The organism is Acidithiobacillus ferridurans (assembly GCF_003966655.1).
Lineage (GTDB): Bacteria > Pseudomonadota > Gammaproteobacteria > Acidithiobacillales > Acidithiobacillaceae > Acidithiobacillus > Acidithiobacillus ferridurans.
The window spans coordinates 150,261-171,696 of sequence record NZ_AP018795.1 but is presented as its reverse complement, the minus strand read 5'-3'; the positions used below and the strand labels follow the sequence as shown (position 1 = coordinate 171,696).

Below are 21,436 nucleotides of genomic sequence, written 5' to 3'. Positions count from 1 at the left end.
ATATGGCGGCCACTGCGCGTGGCGCCAGAGGGCTGCCCATCCGGCCTTTTCAGCCTTATGATAGGGGGAGGCAGAAGGAAACCACCATTTGAGCTATAGCGCCGAACAATTCACCGTCCTCAAGGGACTCGAACCGGTCAAGTTGCGTCCGGGCATGTATACCCGTACCACCTGCCCTACCCACATCATTCAGGAAGTGATCGATAACGCCGCCGATGAAGCCCTGGCCGGCCAGGCGACGCGCATCGACGTGACGGTCCGTGACGATGGCTCGGTGATCGTCGAGGACAATGGCCGCGGCATCCCCGTCGGCATTCCGTCCGGCGAGTCTCGTCCGGCGGCCGAGTTGGCCTTCACGACCCTGCATGCAGGCGGCAAGTTCGATAAGACGGACCTGGAGTCAGCCTATCGCTTTTCCGGCGGTTTGCATGGGGTGGGCGTGGCGGTCACCAATGCCCTGTCCCAGCGGGTGGAAGTCGAGATCAAAACCCGCGACCCCCAGGGATCGGGAAACGGTCGCTATCGGCTGGTGTTTACGCAGGGGGACGTGAGCGAGGCGCTGACCCGGCTGGAGGACTGCGGCCCGCGCACCCACGGTACGCGGGTTCAGGTATGGCCGGATGGGCAGTATTTCGACTCCGCCAAAATCAATATCCGCGAGCTCACCCATCTCCTGCGCGCCAAGGCCATTCTCCTCCCTGGTCTGCAAGTGAGCCTCACCCTCCCGGAGCAGGAACCCGTCGTCTGGAAATATAGCGAAGGTCTGGCGGAATACCTCGCGGAAATCGTCGCTGATCTCGAACTGGCCACTCCGATTTTTGCAGGAGCCTCCTACCAGGACGGGGATAGTAACGGTTTTGCGAAAGGGGAGGGTGCGGGTTGGGCGCTCTGTTGGATCAACGGCGCCGCACCTAACCCGGAAACTTACGTCAACCTGATCCCGACGTTGGACGGCGGTACCCACGAGTCGGGCTTTCGGGCCGGGGTTTTCGAGGCGGTGCGCAGTTTCATGGAGCATCACAGTCTCGTCCCCGCCAAGCTTAAACTGGTACAGGATGATGTTACCGGGAAGATGGCGCTGGTGCTGTCGGCGCGCGTGCTGGACCCGCAGTTTCAGGGGCAGACCAAAGACAAGCTTACCAGCCGCGACGCCTATAAGCTGATGGCGCAGACCGTGCGTGATCCGCTGGAACTCTGGCTCAACAGCCATCCGGATGCGGGGAAGGCGATTGCGGATCTGGCGATCCAGAATGCCCAGGCCCGTACCCGCGCCGCGCAAAAAATCGAGCGTAAGAAAGGCTCGGGGCTGGCGACACTCCCCGGCAAACTGACGGATTGTGAAAGTGAGGATATTCAGCGCAATGAGTTGTTTCTGGTCGAAGGGGACTCTGCCGGCGGTTCCGCCAAGGCGGCGCGCGACAAGGAATATCAGGCCTTGCTGCCGCTGCGGGGCAAGGTGCTCAACACCTGGGAAGTGGACGCAGACCAGATCTTCAAGAACCAGGAAGTCCACAATATGGCGGTAGCCCTGGGCATTGAGGCACACGGTTTCCAGGCGGACCCGGATCGGGTGCTGGCCGGGCTGCGCTACGGCAAAATCATGATCCTATCCGATGCCGATGTGGACGGCAGCCATATTCAGGTGCTGATTCTGACCCTGTTTCTGCGGCACTTCCCGGCGCTGTTGCAACGCGGCCATGTATTCGTGGTCAAGCCGCCTTTATACCGGGTGGATACCACCTGGCGCGGCAAGGCCCGTAAAATCTACTGCGAGGCAGAGGCGGAGCGGGACGCGGCGATAGAGCGCCTGCGCACCGAAGGCGTCAAGGAAAGTGCCATCTCGGTGCAGCGTTTCAAAGGCCTGGGTGAGATGAACCCGGATCAACTCTGGGAAACCTCCATGTGCCCCGACACCCGTTCCCTCGTCCCGTTGTCCATGACGGCGGCCGATCAGGCGGCGCTGCATGCCCGCTTCAGCCTGCTGATGGCCAAACAGTCCGCCGGCGGGCGTCGCGAATGGATGGAGCGGGACGGCTGGACGGCGGATATCGATATTTGAGACGGGGAGTTTCGGACATGGATAATACCCGGGATCTTTTTGATCTCATCGGTAATGCGCACCCCTCGGAAACCGGGGCGGTCACCGACGACACGCCTGCTCCGGTATCAGCCGAAGCGGTACAGGGGCTCGCAGCGTTATCTGCTGCCTCGCCAGCACCACCGCCTCCGCCACCCGGGGAGGGCGCCCCGGACCCTAGCGAACCTGGGGAGCCGCCGCTCGCGGAATATGCCGCGCGTGCTTACCTTGCCTATGCCATGAGCGTGGTAACCGGGCGGGCGATTCCGGCGCTGGCCGATGGCCAGAAACCAGTGCAACGGCGAATTCTCTATGCTATGCGCGACATGGGGCTGCAACGCTCCCCACAGCATGTCAAGTCCGCCCGGGTGGTGGGCGAGGTGATCGGCAAGTGGCACCCCCACGGCGACACTTCGGTGTATGACGCCATGGTGCGTATGGCCCAGCACTTCACCCTGCGCTACCCGGTGGTGGATGGGCAGGGCAACTTCGGGTCTCTGGACGGCGACTCGGCCGCCGCCATGCGCTATACCGAAGCCAATCTGACCCCCATTTCCGAACTGCTGCTGGCAGAAATGGACGAGGGCACGGTCGATTTTCGCAGCAACTATGACGGAACACTGGAAGAACCCGTCACCTTGCCTGCTCGGTTGCCCTTCCTACTGATGAACGGCGCCTCCGGTATCGCGGTCGGCATGGCTACGGAGATTCCGCCCCACAATTTGCGCGAACTGGCGCAGGTCTGTGCGGAGTTGGTCCTGCGCCCGGACATGGCCGATGACGAAATACTGCAATCGATTCCCGGTCCCGACTTCCCTGGCGGTGGCCAGATTATCTCGACGCCCGGGCAAATCCGCGAGGCCTATCTGTCGGGGCGCGGCAGCATCCGGGTGCGGGCCCGCTGGGAGGTCGAAAAGCTGGCGCGCGGGGAGTGGCGTATCGCGGTACAGCAACTGCCACCGGGGGTGTCCACCGCACAAATCCTCTCGGAGATAGAAACCCTTTCCAACCCGCAAGCCAAAGGGGAAGGCAAAAAAAAGGCGCTTACCCCGGAGCAGCAGACGACAAAAAACGCCATGCTGTCTCAGATGGATACCGTGCGCGACGAGTCGGGCAAGGCCCATGCCGTGCGGATCGTCATCGAGCCGCGCTCGCGCAACCAGGACCCGCAGAGTCTGATGACCTACCTGCTGGCCCGCACCTCGCTGGAAACCAATCAGTCGGTGAATCTCACGGTGCTGGATCTGGATGGCAAAGCACCGTGTATGCCGCTCCCCCGGATATTACGGCAGTGGGTGCGCTATCGGGTGACTACCGTACGGCGGCGTAGTCAGTTCCGCCTCGACAAGGCCCTGACGCGCATTCATATTCTCGAAGGTCGTTTACGGGTGCTGCTGGATATTGATGCGGTGATCCGTGTAATCCGCGAGTCCGACGACCCCAAGGCCGACCTCATGGCCCACTTCGACCTCAGCGAGATTCAGGCGGAAGATATCCTGGAGATTCGTCTGCGGCAACTGGCGCGACTCGCCGGCATCGAACTGGAAAAGGAACTGGCCGACAAACGGGAAACGGCCGCGTACCTGAGCGCACTCCTGCAGGATGAGTCGCGACTGCGGGCATTGATCGCCGCAGAAATCCAGGCCGACGCCCAAAAATTTGGCGATGATCGTCGCACCCTGCTGGAAGCCGATACTGCCATCACCAACAAATCCATTCAGACCATTGCCGCTGCCATTGCGGATGAACCCGTTACGGTGATCGTCTCCCAAAAAGGCTGGCTGCGTACCCGCTCCGGCCACGGGCTGGATACGGCGACCCTGGGTTTCAAGGAAGGTGATGCCTTGTTGCAGGCCTTCGAGGTGCGATCCGTGGATACTCTGGTCCTGCTGGATCATTCGGGGCGTGCTTACTCCATAGCCGTGGCGCAAATACCGGGCGGGCGGGGCGACGGCATTCCGGTGTCGAGCCAGGTGGATTTTCAACCGGGCGGCGTGCTGGCTTGCGTAGCCTGCGGCGCCGGCGACAGCCTTTGGCTGGTGGCTGGAACCGGTGGCTATGGATTCCTGACCACGCTGGAAAACATGACCGGCCGGAACCGGGCGGGCAAGGCCTTCTTGACCCTGGACGCGAAGGAGCGCCCCCTGCCTTTGATCCGCGTCACCGACCTTCAGGCGGAAGCGTTCTGTCTATCTTCAGACGGGCGTGGCCTGCTGTTTCCTTTGACCGAGGTCAAAAACCTACCCAAGGGTAAGGGGGTCAAACTGATTGCCCTGGGCACATCGGCCACTCTGCAATCCCTGTTGGTTTATCTGGATGATCAGCCTTTGCCGCGCGGAGTGCGGAAAAATCGTGTGGAAGCCTGTCGTGGCCGGCGTGGCGGACGCGGCAGGCCCGTGCGTTAGGCGCTTTATTCAGCGCAACGCCAAGATATGCCACCTTGCCATCGGGTAACCAGATATGCTGGACCGCCGGTCACGGTTCCGAGGACGCTTTGGAGCGAAAGTCGGAGGAGAGCGTCTTTTGCCGATGTAGCCAGCGTTCCGTGAGTGCCAGAATGCCGGCGCCGAGAATCGCCGTAATACAGGCGTAGAGATACGAATCCAGTTGATCTGCCGTAAAAATGACCCCCATGATGACATTCGAGACGAATAAGCCCAGCGCCCGGCTCATGCTCAGTAATCCCATCCCTCCAGAAAGATCGCCAGACCGCACCAGATAAGAGGTCAGCACCGGTTCAAATGTCTCAACGGCTCCGGTGGCGATTCCCAACGCGGCTGCCCCCACATAGAACAGCAGGAGACCGGAGTCCACCAGATAGGATACTCCGATAATCAGGGAGCCCACCCCGGCCAGGGCGTAGCCGGTCGTCCAAAGGGCGCGGATAGGACGCAGGGCGCTGGACCCCAGTACGTAGCCGGCTATAGAAGAAAAACCCAGGTAGATGCCGAAGGTCAGGACACCCAGTGCGGCGCTGGCCTGTGTCTCTGCCACCGAAAGAATAGGGAAGCCCAGCGCGTAGTAACTGAATCCGAAGAGCGTCGCGGCCAGAAGCACGAAACGGAAGACTCGCCGGTTGATGCGCGGAGGATATTGGGGAAACTGAACCTTCGAGGCGGGGACAGTGCCTGTGGACGGCGTAGCCGCCGCGAATGGCACGTAGTGCACGAAGGCTAGGCAGACGCTGGAGATCAGAATGGGAAAAATGCTCACGAGAAGGATGTCGTGGTAGGAAACATGGTATAGGATCAGAATGATGGCATAGATCACCGCAACCAGACCGCCCCCTACATCCAGCGCATGAAGAAACCCGAAAACCTTTGCGCGGTGTTCCGGCTTGGATACCTCCACCAGCATGGCCCGCCGCGCCGGCGTCCGGAAGAAACGCGCCCACCAGCCCAAGGTAAAAAGGATGCCGACGATCCAGACATTGGAGAAAAAACCAGCGATGGACATCAGGGGAATGAGCAGATTGCCAGCGAGCGCTACGGTTTTTCTGTTGTATCTGTCGCCGGCCATTCCCCCCAGGAAGGCGAACAGGGATCCGCCGCCGAAGGCCAGCGCCAGCAGCAGGCCATAGACATAGGGAGGTTCTTTCATCCCAAAAATGATCAGCAGGGGGAAAACAGCGGTGACCGCCTGATAGCCCCCGTCGGCAAAGAACGCCGATAAAGACAGGAGCAACACATTTTTGTTGAGCCAACCGGAAGGTTCGGCGACGGGATGGGCGTTACCAGCCAATCTGTTCACTAGTGCCAGAAAAGGTGGCCCAGAACCAGAGTGTACTCCAGCAGGCTGGGGGAAGGCCGCCACACGGCCGCTGAGCAGCTATGGCAAATGGTCGAGGAAAAATCATGGTGCATCTCCTGTCAGAATGGGGCGGCATGTGGCGTCGATCTGAAGGATAGTCCCTTCGCGGGAAACCTGCAGGCCTCGCCGGCCGGTTTTTGCCGACTCGCGCATTCTCGGTGATGCACAAAAGCCCCGTATGAACGATATTATGGAAAGAGGGAAAGCAAGGAAACCCTATGACAATCAACAATAATGCAGAGAAAACAAGAAATAGCATATTATCTGTCGCCCCCATGCTCGACTGGACGACTAAAAATAAAAACCTATTTATAAACAGTGTGTTACGTTCTATCCATCTGCAATGTTGTACTCATGTTGGATTTCCCCCCTTGAATCTGTCCAAGCACATACATCATTTCGAGCTAAGGCGGGTACGGTTGACCACAGGGCGATCGCCCATCATACTTGTACGTATTGTTGGACAGGAGTGATGGTTATGCACGTTGTGAGTTATTCGGAAGCCCGTGACAATCTGAAGGCGGTAATGGACAGAGCCGTTGAAGATGCCGATGTTACCATCATTACGAGGCGTGGATCGTCTAACGCGGTTTTGCTTTCGCAGGATCTTTTTGACAGCCTGATGGAAACGGTTCACCTGCTGCGCTCGCCGGCCAATGCTGCACACCTGGTGCAATCCATAGCACAAGATCAGGCAGGGCAAACATCTCCCCGTGGACTGGCTGATGCCTGAGCGCATCTCCTGGACGCTGGCCGCCTGGGAAGATTATGAATACTGGCAAGGGCAGGATCGGAAAACACTCCGAAGAGTGAATGCGCTGATACGAGATTGCCTGCGGAACCCGCACTCGGGCATTGGTAAGCCAGAGCCACTGCGGGAAAACCTCTCAGGATACTGGTCCCGGCGTATTGACGACGTTAACCGGCTGGTTTATCGCACCACGACTATAGATCTGATTATTATTTCCTGCCGGTACCATTATTAGGACATCAGTAACGGCTGAAGCGCGAGCTGGCTAATGGCGCGCGCTCTGCCGCGCCTCCCAATCCTGTGTGGACTTCTTTCGTGCGGAATCCAGGTACTCAGCAAGATCGGTGACGCGCACCATCCAGGGCGACTTCTGCGATCCCATGCGAAACGCGGGGAAGGGGAGCTCACCACGCATAGCTTTCATGGCTGATTCCTTGCGGCTCATGCCCAGGTATTTACTGGCCAATATTTCAAGGGGTATATCGGCCTGCCCAAATTCCGCCATGAGTAAAAAGACTGTGTTCATAGGTATTCCTTAATCTACCAGCCGTGTCCGTCGCAGCATCGTTTCCACCAGCACCGGCTAATCCATCGGATCTCCAATGTCTACTAGATCGATCTCCGGAGCTTTCAGGCCCCCGTATAACGTCGATCTGGCAGTGCTGGCAGGCAGGTCAACGCAGAGGTCGCCACATTACCGATGTCAGGTTGATCCTCCAGAAAAGTCATGGCACCGATACGCAAAAGCGATATAGATTTCTCAGCAGATGCATGGTGCGGATTAACGAATCACCCATCTGGCCGGTAGCAGACCACTGAGCGTGTCTGCCCGTTATTGCTCGTGCTATTTCGCGCTCGGGTGCGATTTGCAATAGTACTGATCGTTTTCCCGGAGTGGGTTCATCCATACTTTCATTCATGCCCTTACGCTCCTTTATTTTTATAAGCAACATTTTTGTCGCAGTCTCATGGGATAGGCAGCGTTACGTTTTCTGTGCTTCGTAGAGCATGATGGTGGTGCCGTATGACAGATGTAATTCCAGCTTCCACTTCCGAAACGTAGATCAGCCTTGCGCGATCTGATGTAATTCATGCCACACCCACACGCCGTGATATTTTTGGCACAATAAAATCCAGGTCGTCCCGAATCAGGCGATGGCCGAACTCACTCTGGAATGCCTGCATGGCTTTGTTGATTGTGTGGATGGGCGCATCATGCGGTAGCTTTATAGTCAGGGTGATGAAGTTGGGATGGGGGGCAGGGTGGATCGCCGGTTGCGCAACGTGGCTTGGCATTGTTGGTTCTCCCATGCAGCGCAATGCTGCGATGGGAAGAGGATAGAACTATGAATATCGCAAAGTCAAGAACAATAAGTTACGTTCTCAAAGCCTGTTGACGTTCAACGCAAACAAGATTCGTGCAAGGATTTTTAGTTCTGCCCGGTTTTCGATCGTAATCACAAAAGGTTCATACGCTTTGTTGTCGGAGATCATCAGTAGCGCTCCATCTGGCCGGGACTGCAGTCTTTTCACATACATCTCATCGTGAAGCCGAAAAACATATACGGCATCCACTTTTATTTCTGTTATTCCCCGATCTACCAGTAGTAAGTCGCCATCTTGATAGGTGGGCTTCATACTGTCACCGACCCCAACGATAATGGATAGGTTGGATGGGGAGCTAAACAGTGCATTGTGGCGAAGCCATGTTTCACTGATGCAGATTTCGTCCATCATGGTTTCATAATCTGGCGGGTATCTCCCGCATCCCTGCGAGCACTCAACATTCATGACGGGGATACGAATCAAGGAGTCTGAAACCCTGGTCTCTATGTTTTCTGCCTGAGAGCGCAGCGTACGGTCGTCTGCATATCGCTCCCCGTTGCCAGTCATCAGCCACTCGTAGCGCACCTTGCAAAGCGCTGCGAGTCTATTTCTTTTGTCCTCAACGGGGTAACTCTCGCCTACCAACCACTTTCGAGCACCCTTTTGGCTCACTCCCATATATTTTGCGAGCGCATCCTGACGGCCTTCTCCGCTGGCTGCAAAATGGATGGCATCCAGGCTGATGTTCAGGCGATCTGCAAATGCTTTCAGTCCGGCTTCTTTTTCTGTCATGGCGTCGGCGCCTCCTTGGAACCAATGGTTACCAGAGTAGCAGACACGAACAGTTCTTGACAAGCGTTACCACAAGTTCTATTTTTCGGTGTATGGAACATTCTCATGTGGCAGCTTCACTTCTGAAGGCGAAAAATATGCTCGGTAGCTATGAAGCTATTGGCCGTGTCTGCGGTGTATCGGGGAAAGCGGTCATGAAATGGGTTCGCAAGGCGCGACTCCCTCGCACGGATTACACCGGCGAAACGCAATATGCTGAACTCATCGAGAAGGCAACAGTTTCTGCCGTAACCATTGATGACCTGCGTCCTTCCCACTTGCTATGCGCTCACGGAGATGAGCATTCATCGACCCCTAATGACCCGACTATTTCGGAAGCTTCCCTCTATTCACAAGGCCATGCTGAATGAATCTTTTCCGATGTTTCGTCATGGGCGGGATGCCCGGGCGTATGGGCCCCACAACTGATGTTTACCGGTTACCAATCTTGACAACCCGAGGTGCTGCATGACTTCCATATCGCTGATGATGGCTTTAAATAAAATGGAACCTGTCTGGGTGTGCCCAGGACAAGCCGGTGCTGACGCGCGCATCGAAGCGCTAGACTACATCCAGCATCGCAACGGACGGAGTACCCCGGGAATTATCCTGGAGATCATGAAAGTCATCGGCGTTGCCGAGCAAACCGCAATGCGTTTGATTCAACTCTTTGATGATGCAGAGGAAGCCGCGCACGTCATGCACAGTGAGGTCAAATACCTCCATCAGTTGCCATATTATTACAAGGTGCGTACCTGGTATGAACAGCGATTGCACGCCTCGGACTCCAGTGGGCATGCCATTCGGAGTGTCCTGTTTGGGCGCGAGTGTAAAACCGGATTCAAATACGGCCTGGCGGACGATTACGGAGCATTCCCCGCGTTGGTGGCGCTTTATGTGCTGCATAACGGCAAAGCCGCACTCCAGGAAGCGCGGCATTTTATAGACTGGTCGGCCGAGTACCTCGCGGACATTCTGATAGCCGGATTTGAGCGCACCCATGATTTTTTTCGGCGGGTCAGTGCCCCGGCGCTCCGGCTCCTTCACCAGTTAAAAGACACATTCTGCTCCCGCGTTCCCCGATTCTTGTTCTCCCTGATCCGTCTGGACGACAAGACGGGATCTGGGTCTTTCCTGCAGCGCGTGGCCGCCAAAAAACGGGATACGGGCAGGTTGCGTATTATTTCTTCTGAGGATGGAGAGGATGACCTTGGCAGTCCGTCAGTCCGTGTGGCTGATGGCGTAATAGGGCAGGGCTATAACAGGCATCATAAAAAGCGGCCCATGACTGATCCTGAGTGGGTCGGCACGGTCTACGATACAGCGCGAAACAGTTATATGACCAAGGCGCGGGCATCCACTGATCCGGTCGGACCAGATTGCCGAATGGCCGAAGTGCTGCTGGTTTTTGACATTGAGCAGTTGGCGCGCGCAGGGCTGAAACATGATCATATATCTGACTACATCGCCCTCTGCTGGGAATGGGCGGTCGGGCGACACATCCATGCCCGATCTCCCGCAAAAACAGCTGCGAAAAAACTCCGTAGCGAAGCGGCAAGCATGATACCAAGGACGCCCGGTGCAGCGGGTAATCAGGATATTGCGGTACAAACACTCAGGGAGTGGGTCACCGTCACAAGCTCCCGGTTGGCTCCGGCGCAGGCCGTTGTCCAGATCCCGGAGTCGGTTTCTCTCTCTGCCCATAAAGGGATCCCGAAGCAATGGGTAACGGCAGATGCCTCTGCGTACTTCGAGGCCTGTATCCAGCGTGCATTTGACTCGGGTGGCGGCATCCGACGTTATCTGCCCATACGACGGGACGGTGACGAGGTGACGCTGATTTGCCAGCGACGACGCCACAATCGTCCACTGCCTATCGCCTACGAAGACTGGATGGAACCGGATAATCCGGATCTCATGATGACAGAAGCCGTGCTTCCCCCATCATCGCCTATCGCCGAATTGGAACCGGACGCCCTTGGGCAGGTAGATGCAGAGCGTCTCGCCAAAGCGCTGGGGGTCTCCCCAGGGGTGGTGCGACAAGCCCGTCAATCGTATGGTCCCCGGGATAAAGTGGTGCGCCGCACAGCGACCGATGCTACTCGTGCTATTGCTGACAGCGTGGCAAAGATGCCTGAAGGCCAGCGCCAATCGGCGCAGCGGGCGGTCATCATCCTCATGCGTGACGTGCAGAAGTCACGCAATCATCCGGAGCCATAGGCTAAGCCCTTGTCTGTATCACATGAGCACTCTGACCGCTGTTCAGTGTATGGCGCGCTCGCAGCCAGCTTGAGACGGTCCTTTCCTGTTGGGATGACGGTCTATGATCTGGCAATGGTCCATAAAGACATTCCGCTCAACCACATACTCGCCTGGCTGAAGCATGAACATCGGGTACGAAAGCGCAGGAGAAATGGCCACTATTACATCATTCCCGGATTCATCCTTATACGACTTGCGTTGTGGGACGTGCTTTATTTTTGCGGGATTTGTGAGCTCGTTTTTGGGCAACCACATAGTATTCCCCTGACTTTCAGTATCAGCATTGCCAGCTCTATTTTCAGGGGAATGGAGTTCCTGCCGTGGTGAATATCCATTTCCCTCGCTTCAGGCAATGGGTAGAGCCAACCAGCAAGGAGCCTTTGCCATGAATATCATCACCGCCACCGAAATACTCAACGTGCGCCACGATGCGGAATACCTGGTCGTAAGATCAGTCTTTCTGGCCTCCCATGTACAGGCGCCAGATCAGAACCGTATGGACAGTTTGGCGGTCGCGCATAACTACTTTATGGCGCACGACAAGGACGCGAGGGTTGCAGAGTACAAAGCCTTAAAGCCGCAGTCCCCAAAATCACTGTCCGTTACGCCGGTTGTGGCTCGGTGCCCGGACCCGGCATCCACCAATGTCCTGAAGCCTGCATTAACCTATCAGCTGCGTTTTTTCCTCTGGAAACGCCGCCAGATTTGGCCGGTTCGCTGGCTCATCGTTGTCCTGACCTTTTTGGTCGTTATGTCTGGACGCCTGATGGCGGTTGCGGCGCTCTTCTACCTGAATTATTTGGCGGTAGTCGCCCTTGTGGATTGGTCAATCTCCGTAGGCGCCTGGTTCGGATTCATGGTGATCGTGCTGATGCTGCTGTTCTCTCTCGCCATCCTCAAGCTCGACTGGATGCTTGCCGGGTCAATGATGATTGGCGGATGGAAATGTGTCACTGAATCGCTGGAGCTCGACTGGCAGCCGGGCGAATCCTCACCGACAAAAACTACGAGGTATATATGATCGGTCTGCAATTGCTTCAGATATGCGCACGGCAGGTCTCCCCCGTCACCATGTCAGCCATCATTCAGGGCGAGTCCGGCGGTTATCCGTGGTCCATCAACGTCAACGGCCTACCGCAGGGATCCATGCGCTTCCCCAATAAGCAGGCGGCAATCCATGCCGCTACCCATTATATCCGCATGGGTTACAAAGTCGATATGGGCATTGCCCAGGTTGATAGTGAAAATCTGGGGTGGCTGCATCTCAGTATCCCCCAGGCATTTGATCCGTGTCGGAATATCCATGCCGCGCAGACCATATTGCTCAATGCGTATCACACGGCTGGAGCGGCGGGCGTGCGCAGCCTGAAAGGCACCTTTGAAGGGTATAACTCAGGTCAGATCACCGGCGATGGGCACTATGCCAAAGTGATTTGCCGCTATGCAGGCGTCGAGGTGCCCGCTATACCCGGCGGCCATCTTGCGTCTTGGGCGAATCATCAGGTCGCCTTGTCTGGAGATACCAAGCAGAGCGCTTTCCTACCATCAGCTACGTCACCATCCCGTGCTCCGGTGCGACCGGTGATTGTGATGCCTCCGAAGTCATGGCAGCCATTGAATGCCAATGAGGATTTCGCGGTGACTGGAAAACCAGTGGGTAGTGGGTCGATGGAGAGAGGGGCGTCATCGGTTACTGCAATTTGGAATCCGGCATAAGCAATAGCCACTGTCTTGTGGTTTCTATGGAACGCCGAAGCGATACAGCAAGCCCGCCATTGCCAACACAATTCATAAAGTCACCACAAACAGGTTCCCGATGGCCATTAGCTAGTGAGTACATCACCAAGCTAAGGAGCCTGTCATGTCCACCGAAAGCGTCAAACACCTTTTTCTGCTGACCGTCACCGACCTAGCTGAGGTCATCAAAACCAAAGACAGCACACTGTCCGAGCGCCTCAAGAACCATCCGGAAGATTTTCCCCCAGCCATGGAGATTCCTGGGTGTAGGGGGTTCCGGTTTCATCCCCAGGATGTTGCCGACTGGCTCGTAGAACTCTCCGCAAAAGCGCTCGGCCTACGTTCGGCGTTGACGGACAACCCAACGATCAGCAGCCGAACCCGTAAGAAGTGCGCTGTAACATCCGAAACCGCCGATTGATGCCGCGTAACAGGCAACCAGCACCCGCAAAAAAAGGCCAGTGAATCAGACTGGCCCCTTACTTCATACCCTGCAAAAGGTGTATAGATTATGATTGGTAACTCTTCAGAAATCAACACAGATAGTGACAACTCTTCCCTAAATCCTACGCATTCTAATCCCAATCTTCCCAGCACCCGCCAGTCAACCGCTACGCGACGATGGCTGGCGGCTTCTCACGCTACAGCCGATCTGATTGCAGATGTGGCCATGTGCTCATCGGATATGGCAGAGGCTATAGCACGATCTCCTTATGCCCCACGCCTGGACAGTCGAGCTCGTCGTGGGAAAATCGCGCTGATCTGGCCTTACAAGACACGCCAGGCAGGCGGACAAATGGATTTGTCAGCCATTTACCTGCACACCCAGTGCCAGACCGATCAGGATTTTGTGGGTGCCCGCGAAGACGCAGTAATCTCCCGGCGCATCCAGGAGGCGGCACTTTTTACCATCAAGGGCGATCCCAACGCTGCGGGCAAAAGCCGGCATACGGTTTTTCTGACGGCCAGCCCACTGGATGCCATGGCCGCCCATAAGGCCAGTCATGGTGCGGACGTGTATGCCATCTCGACCCCTAGCATTCCGCAATGGTTGATCCACCACTGGACCCACGCTGGCAAGAACCGGATCATCACCATTGGCCTCACAGAATCCGAAGTGGAGACCATTAAGGACTTTGCCCAGCAGGCGGGTTGGTATGGCATGGTTCAACGTATCCAGGTCGAGATGGCAGAGCATGAGAGTTCTGCAGGCACCCACGAAAAAGCCCCGCACCGGGCATTCGCATGGAACATTATCTGCACTGATGGAGTGTCCGGCCTGAAAAAACATCTTCAAACCCTCAGCATTACGGTCTACAAACCAGAACCCGTGGAGTCAGGCACCGGCAGGACGGAAGACCCTGCCAGCAATAAAGTCCAGCGCTTCCTGCAAACCGCACAACCAACCGGACAGACCCGGACCGACCGCGATCACTGGTTCGATAACCTGAACGCGGCCAGCCTGTTTCTGGATGAATCCTTGGAGAAAGCCACACACCTGCATGTCGCTGGCATTGTCTCCCAGCCCGGTCAGGGCAAGACCCACGCCGTGCTATCACAGATGATTGTCAACGATTTTCCGGAGATGCTGGTAACACCCACCGTGAACCTGGCCAACGAGGCCTACACCAAAATCACAGAGATGATGCCAAAGAATTGCGACCGCACGGTCCGCTTGCATGTTCCCCGCGGCCCGGACACCTGTGCGCGCTATCCCAAGGTTATGTTGCTGCAGGATGCCAACCGCGGCCCCTACGCGCAGGCCTGCAAAATGGCCGACCTGAATGACAGCATCCCGGGCGACTGTGAACATGCCGAAAACTGTGTCTATCTGCATGGGATTCGTCTGGACAGCCGCGCAGAGATTCTCATCGCTCCCCACGCCGCAGCGGCCAGCGACAGTAGTCTGCTTTCCTGGGTGCCTGAGCCCGTTATGGATGCGGAAACCGGTGAATGGGAAAATGGAGAGGGTATCGAACGTCTGGTCACAGTGGATGAAGAAACACCTGCAGCGACGTCGCTGACGCTCGACCATAAAAATGTGGACGACAATATCAGCACCCTGGTCCACTGGCTGAGTAAACCCACCTGGATAAGGAGCCGCGTCAAGGGGTCGCTGGGAAAAGAATTCACAGAAGAAAAACTGCAGAAGAATCTGGACGCATATGCAGTCTTCCGTGATGCGCTGACGGCATTAAACACAGAATACAGCAAATGGCGGGATCCAGAAAAATCGCGCACTCCGATACAGATCCGGATGTCCGGCGCCTGGCGTGACTTTGTGGATGCCTACCGCAAACTCCCCAAGGAGCTGACACTGATGGATGGTTCCACGCTGGCCGAACGCCCGGTCCTGAATAACGGAACAGCGGCGCCCATTATCCCGAAACAATGGATGGCCGCCCTGGTCGAGGGGCTGAATGACCGCATGGTCTGGATACATAACGGAAATCTGGTCATCGGTAAGGAGGGCGGTCTCTGGAAGAACTTCATGAACCAGGGTGGTCAAAATCTGGATGCATCAATGGGGCTGACCCAAAAAGCGATCATCAGCCATCGGGCCGACAGCGCCGTCTACACCATACCGGTCCACCAAACTCATCTCGCGGAGTTTCAGGTCATAGATGGGCAACAGCATGGTAAAGCGGCACTGAAGGGGCACGCGCTGCCCAGTGAAGTCCGGCAATTCATAGCAGCATGGAAACAGATGATTGCCGCCGGGGGGCATGGCGAGGCGGCAGGCCTGGTCCACAAAGACATCCATGATCTGATGACGGCTATCTTTCTGCGCGACCAGCCAGACCCTGATGCGGCCATTGAGAAGGCGCTGAAGGCACTGGAGAAAAAGAACCGCCAGCCCGGCAGTAAAGACTGGCAAATCCTGCTCAGAACGCTGGGTATTCCAGACGATCCGGCCCGTGCCCGCACCCAACGCGACATCACGGTGGACGATGCCTGGATGCTGGGCCACTGGGGCAAGGATGACCGAGGCCACAACCGCTGGAAGGATGCTAAAGCGGGATTTTGCTGGGGGGTCCCCTATGATCCCACAGAGGAATACCAGATTCGGTACGCTATTCATCGGGTCATCATGGCTCGGTACGGCATCGATTGGCCGGAATGGGACGGCTCCGTGACCCGCGGCCAGGTCATCCTGACCAATGGAGGAGAAGCCAGCATCACCACAAACTTCCCGCTCCCCTCTGTGCCGGAAGCCCGCGCCTTTGTGCTGGATTCGGTCAATGCCCAGATCGCCCAGGGGATAGGCCGGTGGCGTGGCGTGCGCCGGACCGCCGAGAACCCGGTGGATATTTATTTGTTCATGGGGGACTTTCCGGTGGCAGCCGTGGGTCACGATCATATGTTGCCCAACATTGAGTACGTGACCGATTTGGGTAGCGCCATGGCTAAAAAGGCGACCAAAGAAGTGTCCGTCATGCAAACGATAGCCGAACTGTCACCTGACCAGCACGTCGTGATGGAGGCTATCCGCGAGGCGGTAAATAACGCCTTTGGCTTCGATCCCGGCGACCGGCTGGGACGGCGGGTCGCGCGCGCCATCACCAACAAGGTCATGGCGTATGCCCGGGAGCACCATCTATCCCTGCAGGAAGCAGCAAAGGCGCTGGTGCGCGATATTCAGGACCGGTTCCTGCCGGACCCAAGAGCCTTTCCGGAAACTGCCGGATATTATCTGGAGCGGCTCAAGGATCGTGGCCGATGGTGCCGAATGTTCATGGGCACGGGGCCATGGGCCGATGCCGCACAGGCGGTGCTAGACATGCTTTATGAGGGCACGTTCACGCCAGAGCCACCAGTCGCGCCACCCGGTTAGACAACACCCATCCCAGCAATTTCCCCCTTCCGGTGGCCTCCGGAGAATGTGCCGTGCATGCTGTGCTGGGATCTGTACGGGGGCTCGTTCCCAATCCCCGAACGGGGGCGATCCGCGCAGGTTTTTGAGTGGACAGAACGAGATTTTTGGGGAGATATCCGGAGACTGTGGTCCAGGTCAGGGATATGGTGTGTGGATTTGGGAGAAGAAGATGTTGCCTTTCCTGTCACTGTGACCACAACAAACACCCCCGTCTCAGAGCCTAATAGGTAAAAAAAGGGGCCGGGAGGGGGGGTGCGCTTGATATCTCTTTCTCGATTTCCCTCGCTTTGTGCAAGAGGTGGCAATCGTGTCCGTAACAAATGGAGTCAAACATGGGAAAGGAAGCAAGAATAAATGCTGAGAAGCGGCACCGCACTGCTGAAGCAGTGGAGCGCTGGTGTAAGGATGTAGCGAACATCCCCTTTTACAGCGTGGACGAGTGTTTCGCGGAAATACGGCGAGTTGCCAACAATCCGGAACTTCATCACAGTCCTAGCCCTGAAATTCTCAGCGCAATATGTAAGCGCACGGTCCCACTTGTTGCTTTCCTATTGAGTGCCAACGGAATCAATATTCTAGATAATGCACGCAGTGTTCACTTGGAAGTGATTGCCATTGGGGTCTGCGATGGCATATCTGCCGCACTATGGCCGGATTTTCCGACAACATATTCTCGCGATGAGCTGCGATTTGTCATTCTGGGGGATTGCTGGGGCGGCCTATGGTGGATTTGCATGAAATTGATAGGCGGAATCGATATATTGGAACGATGGTGAAGGTTTACCAAAGTGCATATAACCTATTCGAGGCTATGCATTAAGACAGGCGAGATTAAGGACATATTGGACTGGTTTATCGGTGTCGCCCAAGTTCGTACTTTAGGCGTTGGTATCCATAGTGAAACAAAAGAATGCTTCATGGCGAAGATTGCTGAAATGGCGGATACTATCTGCATAATATGCAAGACGTGCGAAACAGATCCTCAATGCCGTCTGCGAGCGGCGGTTTAAATGGTTGCGGGATGGGGGTGTCGGACACTATGAGTGTGGAACACCCAGAATCAAGTATGCGGCAGGGCGTGCCCCCTTACCCACAAACCTCACCGCCTTGTGGATGGTACGTTGCTGCGTAACGACCGGCCAGCGCACGCGGCAGCTTGCCGACCACAACCCAGACGGCAACCGACCCCTTGTCGGGGATCTCCGTTGTCTGGGCAAGGGCCGTGGATTTTGGGGATAAGGCTTTGGCAGAGACCCATATCACTTTATAGCGCCGCCTAGTGCTGCTACCATCTCCCACCACAATAGTCCACAAAACATAGAAGGTTTGTGGATGTCCGCAACCACCGTTCACGATATCCTGGCCCACTTCCACTGTTTAGAGCGATAGAGGCATGAATATGGAATCAACAATTTTTTCTGGTTTATTCGGAATATTGGGCACGTTATTTGGTGGATATATTACGTCGAAAATATCTGAGAAGCATGAGTTGCGAAAAGAGCGTGAGGAGAAAATAAAATCCATAACATCAGTACAAACAGAAATATTACTATGGATGAATCGTGTGACGGCCTCGGTTTTGGCGGCAAACATGTATATATCACAAAAATCGCTGCCACCGGTCTCCGATGATATGTCATTAATGTTTCGCACTCATGCCGCCACACTATATTCAACCTTGGACAAGCTAACATTAATGTCAGTCACGGGTTCTTACGGCGCAATGTCATCATATGCGCAGGGCAAGTCTTTCGGAATGAATGATAGCCCGTTCGCATATCTTCATAACTTTCTTTTAAACACTATTATATCGTCATTAAATGCTTACGATGCCCTGGCAACCTATCTCATCAAGCACTATGATCGTAGCACCTCAGCAGAATACGTTTTATTCTATATGCCAGCGTCATTCATTAGTGATGCTTGCAATCGAGAACTAAAAAAGGAGTTGCCTGATCCTGTTAGAAGCGATATAGCGAATGTAAAATGCCAATCTGAAGCCGTTATGAAATTGTTGCGTGAAAAAGGGTATAAAGAAGATGTGATAACCTTTGATGTTTCTCCAGCTATAGTAAGTGATGACCACGCAAAACCAACATAACCTCAGTATTCACGATTTCGGATAGAGTTCAAGTAAATACGGTCCGGCACCCTTTTCCCAGCCCCAATTTTTGCCGCAGATCACTGTCGATTTGAGCGGGTTGGCCGATGGGCTGAATCTGATTGAGCATCTCGCCGACTTTTATTCCCACGAATCCACCCTTCGCTACACCTGAACCGATAGCCGAGCAATATATACTTTGCTTCACGACACAGCGAGAATGGATCTGATCTTGTCGTCCAGTGCAACCCCGGTCGGGAGGTTGGGGCCAGATATAAACCGCTTGGAAAACTCATTAAGGTCAAACATAAGTTCTCTATTCAAGACCAGCGTACGCATCTTTCCCGGTTCGACACGAGACCCAATGTCATAGGTATGAACAACGATAACTTCTTTTCCCGGCCTATCTACAAGAGGTATGTTTGCGCCTATAATGGCCTCAAACCGCTGATAGACTGGTTCAGGCACAATAAAATGCAAGCCGTTCTTTACCAGTAGCGACTTTGAGTAAACAAGGCTTTTGCGGATGATCTGTGGTATCAATCGCTTATGTACATTCGCCCAATTGAGGCCGTGCCCTGACGTTGGAATATCGTCGCGCATATCCCGTGCTGCATACCACGCATCGCGATAGTTGCCGGTTATATCAATACTCTGAACTTCGATACCAACATACTCCACAAGCTGTTGGTTACTGATGTGAGCAATCACCCAATCCATGCTAAGTTGGCTGATTTTTACTTCTTTGCCGGAATTGTGACCAAGGGCTACTAAGCAATCTATCTGATGATTCCCTGACGCCACGGTTCTGATGTATTCATCAAAAAGCATGAATGGAATATCACCAAACACATCTGAGCCAACCTTCCTGATGGCTTCGTAATTATTTTCATACAGGCGGTTCGGGCATATCACCACTTCTTGCCCGGCGTTGGTGACGGAGCAGGTGCCATAACAAATCGTTCTAGTGTGATCAAACTTGGTACATTCTTTCCCGATGAAGGGGCAGGCATTCAACTGCCAGAATGTCCTTGCAGCAGAGCTATGATCGCGTGGATCATGCCCGAATACCTCAACCAATTGTCGTTCGGTTTGTTTTGCAGCCATTTATGAAATCATCCTTTTAACTGATCTGCCGATGGCAGCAGCCATCAATGGGGGTACAGCATTTCCCACTTGTTCATATTGCGTTGTGAGATTGCCCGTGAATATATAGTTATCTGGGAAACTCTGTATCCGGGCCGCTTCCCGAACGGATATGGCTCTGTCTTGAGTCGGATGAAAGAAGCTGCCCCAATGTGGGTCACACTTCGTCAGGATGGTGGAACATAGTTGATCCGGGTGAAGCCTGCCATAGCGTTTAGTATGGTCCGATCTCCTCGCCCGCTTTAGCCCGGCAGGCAATAGATCATGTGGAATGTCTCGCCAGCTTCCGCCCTGTGGTATGTATTTCAGGCGTTCCAAGTTCTGTTTCCCCAGTTTTGCGCAGGTGTGGTTATATAGCCTCTCTGATCCTTCTCTGAGAATATTTTGATAATCAGAGAGGGGGGGGCTAGTGTACTTGCCAGCATCAATAGAATCACCGGGTCTGAGTTCTGGCAGGTCAGATATCGCGTTCCATGTAGACGTTTGTGGCTTTAGATGCTGGTCAATAAAGTTAGTTGCGTTGAAGCACAATTCTTTGGCACCAAAAAAATTTGCCCTCGCGGTTGAGTTGTATTCTGGCGTAGGGAAGAAGATGGTGCCGCGATCCCGTGCAGCTATGAACACGGTTCGGAATCTCATTTGGGGAACGCCATAGTGCCCGGCAAACAGAATCTTGTGCTGCACAGAGTAACCCATGCTGTCCAGTTCCTCATAGATCGCCTTTACGACCGTCCCTTTCCCCAGCGATATGATACCGGGGACATTCTCTATGATCAGAACTTTTGGCCTCAACGCTTTTGCGATTCTGAGGTATTCTTTGAACAGGTGATTACGTTGATCATCTAATGATCGGATAGGCGCGTTTATGGAAAATCCCTGACACGGTGGACCACCTGCCAGTAAATCCAGTTCACCTGGTTTCAACCCCGTCGCATCCAATACTTCCTGATCTGACAGGTCACGTATGTCTTTTTTTGCTACCGGAATCCCCGGATGGTTACGTTCATAGGTGGCCGCGTAGGTTTCGTTTATTTCAGCGGCGAAAATGGGGTGAAAACCTGCTTTTTGAAGGCCGCACGAAAGCCCCCCCGCTCCAGCGAACAGGTCTATGGATTTGAATGCGTCAACCACTCGTTTTCCTTAATAAATGATGTCACTATTTATGGCAATTCCGCACGGCGGGTGAGGGTTGCCATCACCATTACATTTGGTCGGCCAACAACATGCCCAGAAACGGCGATCCTCTGCTGCTCAATTTTTCCGGTTAGCTGGAATGTTGTTATTTCATCCGGCCCGATAATGGACTCCCTAAGTCCAGCATAGTGCGTAGATGTAAGCATTGCTGTAGCCACGCCATTGCTGATGCTATAATTGCCAGTGTAAAAGTATCGACTATCACCACCGAAAATACGTTCCGTTTCAAAAACCACCACGCCTGCACCGTGGTTCAGTGGCCCGTGATTGCCGACTCTATTAAATACAACTGACCAAAGCGCTTCGATCATAATCGAGTCCTCG

19 protein-coding genes are annotated in these 21,436 nt (G+C 54.9%); 12 read left to right on the top strand and 7 right to left on the bottom strand.

Annotated features, from left to right (window positions below; translation table 11 throughout):
• The first annotated feature begins 88 nt into the window (after positions 1–88).
• Both AFERRID_RS00810 and parC read left to right on the top strand, forming a co-directional pair.
• Positions 89–2,059, top strand: a complete 1,971-nt coding sequence (locus tag AFERRID_RS00810; protein WP_126604178.1) for a DNA topoisomerase IV subunit B — start codon at positions 89–91, stop codon at positions 2,057–2,059.
• Between the two features lie 17 nt (positions 2,060–2,076).
• On the top strand, positions 2,077–4,482 hold the full coding sequence (gene parC / locus AFERRID_RS00805; protein ID WP_126604177.1) for a DNA topoisomerase IV subunit A: 2,406 nt from the start codon (positions 2,077–2,079) through the stop codon (positions 4,480–4,482).
• A gap of 70 nt (positions 4,483–4,552) precedes the next feature.
• Here the strand turns inward: parC and AFERRID_RS00800 are convergent, their stop codons facing one another.
• Entirely contained in the window at positions 4,553–5,827 is a 1,275-nt protein-coding gene (locus tag AFERRID_RS00800; protein WP_172959307.1) for an MFS transporter, read from the bottom strand.
• A 532-nt stretch (positions 5,828–6,359) separates the two neighbouring features.
• On the opposite strand from AFERRID_RS00800, the gene AFERRID_RS00795 reads away from it, so the two are divergent.
• Together AFERRID_RS00795 and AFERRID_RS00790 are read left to right on the top strand one after the other, a co-directional pair.
• Entirely contained in the window at positions 6,360–6,620 is a 261-nt protein-coding gene (locus tag AFERRID_RS00795; protein ID WP_226832991.1) for a type II toxin-antitoxin system Phd/YefM family antitoxin, read from the top strand.
• Positions 6,613–6,873 (top strand): Txe/YoeB family addiction module toxin, encoded by a 261-nt coding sequence (locus tag AFERRID_RS00790; protein WP_126604175.1) that lies wholly within the window; start codon positions 6,613–6,615, stop codon positions 6,871–6,873. Before AFERRID_RS00795 ends, AFERRID_RS00790 begins: the two co-directional genes overlap by 8 nt.
• 30 nt (positions 6,874–6,903) lie before the next feature.
• On the opposite strand, the gene AFERRID_RS00785 is transcribed toward AFERRID_RS00790, so the two are convergent.
• The 3 genes from AFERRID_RS00785 to AFERRID_RS00775 form a co-directional block, all read right to left on the bottom strand.
• Positions 6,904–7,164, bottom strand: coding sequence for a pyocin activator PrtN family protein (locus AFERRID_RS00785; RefSeq protein WP_126604174.1), 261 nt, complete (start codon positions 7,162–7,164; stop codon positions 6,904–6,906).
• 563 nt (positions 7,165–7,727) lie between these two features.
• Positions 7,728–7,934 carry a hypothetical protein gene (locus AFERRID_RS00780; RefSeq protein ID WP_126604173.1) on the bottom strand — a complete coding sequence of 69 codons (207 nt, stop codon included), beginning with the start codon at positions 7,932–7,934 and terminating at the stop codon, positions 7,728–7,730.
• Between the two features lie 87 nt (positions 7,935–8,021).
• On the bottom strand, positions 8,022–8,756 hold the full coding sequence (locus AFERRID_RS00775; protein ID WP_126604172.1) for a S24 family peptidase: 735 nt from the start codon (positions 8,754–8,756) through the stop codon (positions 8,022–8,024).
• A gap of 107 nt (positions 8,757–8,863) precedes the next feature.
• Here AFERRID_RS00775 and AFERRID_RS15240 point away from each other — a divergent pair, with 107 nt between their 5' ends.
• The 8 genes from AFERRID_RS15240 to AFERRID_RS00735 all read left to right on the top strand — a co-directional run bounded on the left by AFERRID_RS15240 (position 8,864) and on the right by AFERRID_RS00735 (position 18,772).
• Positions 8,864–9,166, top strand: a complete 303-nt coding sequence (locus AFERRID_RS15240) for a helix-turn-helix domain-containing protein (protein ID WP_197722465.1) — start codon at positions 8,864–8,866, stop codon at positions 9,164–9,166.
• A gap of 97 nt (positions 9,167–9,263) precedes the next feature.
• Positions 9,264–11,015, top strand: coding sequence for a hypothetical protein (locus tag AFERRID_RS00765; RefSeq protein ID WP_126604171.1), 1,752 nt, complete (start codon positions 9,264–9,266; stop codon positions 11,013–11,015).
• 427 nt (positions 11,016–11,442) lie between these two features.
• A complete protein-coding gene (locus AFERRID_RS00760; protein ID WP_126604170.1) occupies positions 11,443–12,078 on the top strand; it encodes a hypothetical protein in 636 nt (211 codons plus the stop codon).
• Positions 12,075–12,773: a transglycosylase SLT domain-containing protein gene (locus AFERRID_RS00755; RefSeq protein ID WP_126604169.1), complete on the top strand. Its 699-nt coding sequence runs from the start codon at positions 12,075–12,077 to the stop codon at positions 12,771–12,773. Before AFERRID_RS00760 ends, AFERRID_RS00755 begins: the two co-directional genes overlap by 4 nt.
• Positions 12,774–12,918: 145 nt before the next feature.
• Positions 12,919–13,215 (top strand): hypothetical protein, encoded by a 297-nt coding sequence (locus AFERRID_RS00750; protein ID WP_126604168.1) that lies wholly within the window; start codon positions 12,919–12,921, stop codon positions 13,213–13,215.
• Positions 13,216–13,590: 375 nt separating this feature from the next.
• Entirely contained in the window at positions 13,591–16,629 is a 3,039-nt protein-coding gene (locus AFERRID_RS00745) for a hypothetical protein (RefSeq protein WP_126604167.1), read from the top strand.
• A 374-nt stretch (positions 16,630–17,003) separates the two neighbouring features.
• Entirely contained in the window at positions 17,004–17,447 is a 444-nt protein-coding gene (locus AFERRID_RS00740; protein WP_126604166.1) for a hypothetical protein, read from the top strand.
• Between the two features lie 617 nt (positions 17,448–18,064).
• Positions 18,065–18,772 (top strand): hypothetical protein, encoded by a 708-nt coding sequence (locus tag AFERRID_RS00735; protein ID WP_126604165.1) that lies wholly within the window; start codon positions 18,065–18,067, stop codon positions 18,770–18,772.
• 204 nt (positions 18,773–18,976) lie between these two features.
• Here the strand turns inward: AFERRID_RS00735 and AFERRID_RS00730 are convergent, their stop codons facing one another.
• Genes AFERRID_RS00730 through AFERRID_RS00720 form a run of 3 tightly spaced genes read right to left on the bottom strand, consistent with a single transcriptional unit; the run spans position 18,977 to position 21,423 of the window.
• On the bottom strand, positions 18,977–19,879 hold the full coding sequence (locus AFERRID_RS00730; RefSeq protein WP_126604164.1) for a NotI family restriction endonuclease: 903 nt from the start codon (positions 19,877–19,879) through the stop codon (positions 18,977–18,979).
• Positions 19,880–21,049, bottom strand: coding sequence for a DNA cytosine methyltransferase (locus tag AFERRID_RS00725; RefSeq protein WP_197722464.1), 1,170 nt, complete (start codon positions 21,047–21,049; stop codon positions 19,880–19,882). It lies immediately after the preceding gene.
• 29 nt (positions 21,050–21,078) lie between these two features.
• Entirely contained in the window at positions 21,079–21,423 is a 345-nt protein-coding gene (locus AFERRID_RS00720; RefSeq protein ID WP_126604163.1) for a GrlR family regulatory protein, read from the bottom strand.
• Positions 21,424–21,436: the final 13 nt, after the last annotated feature.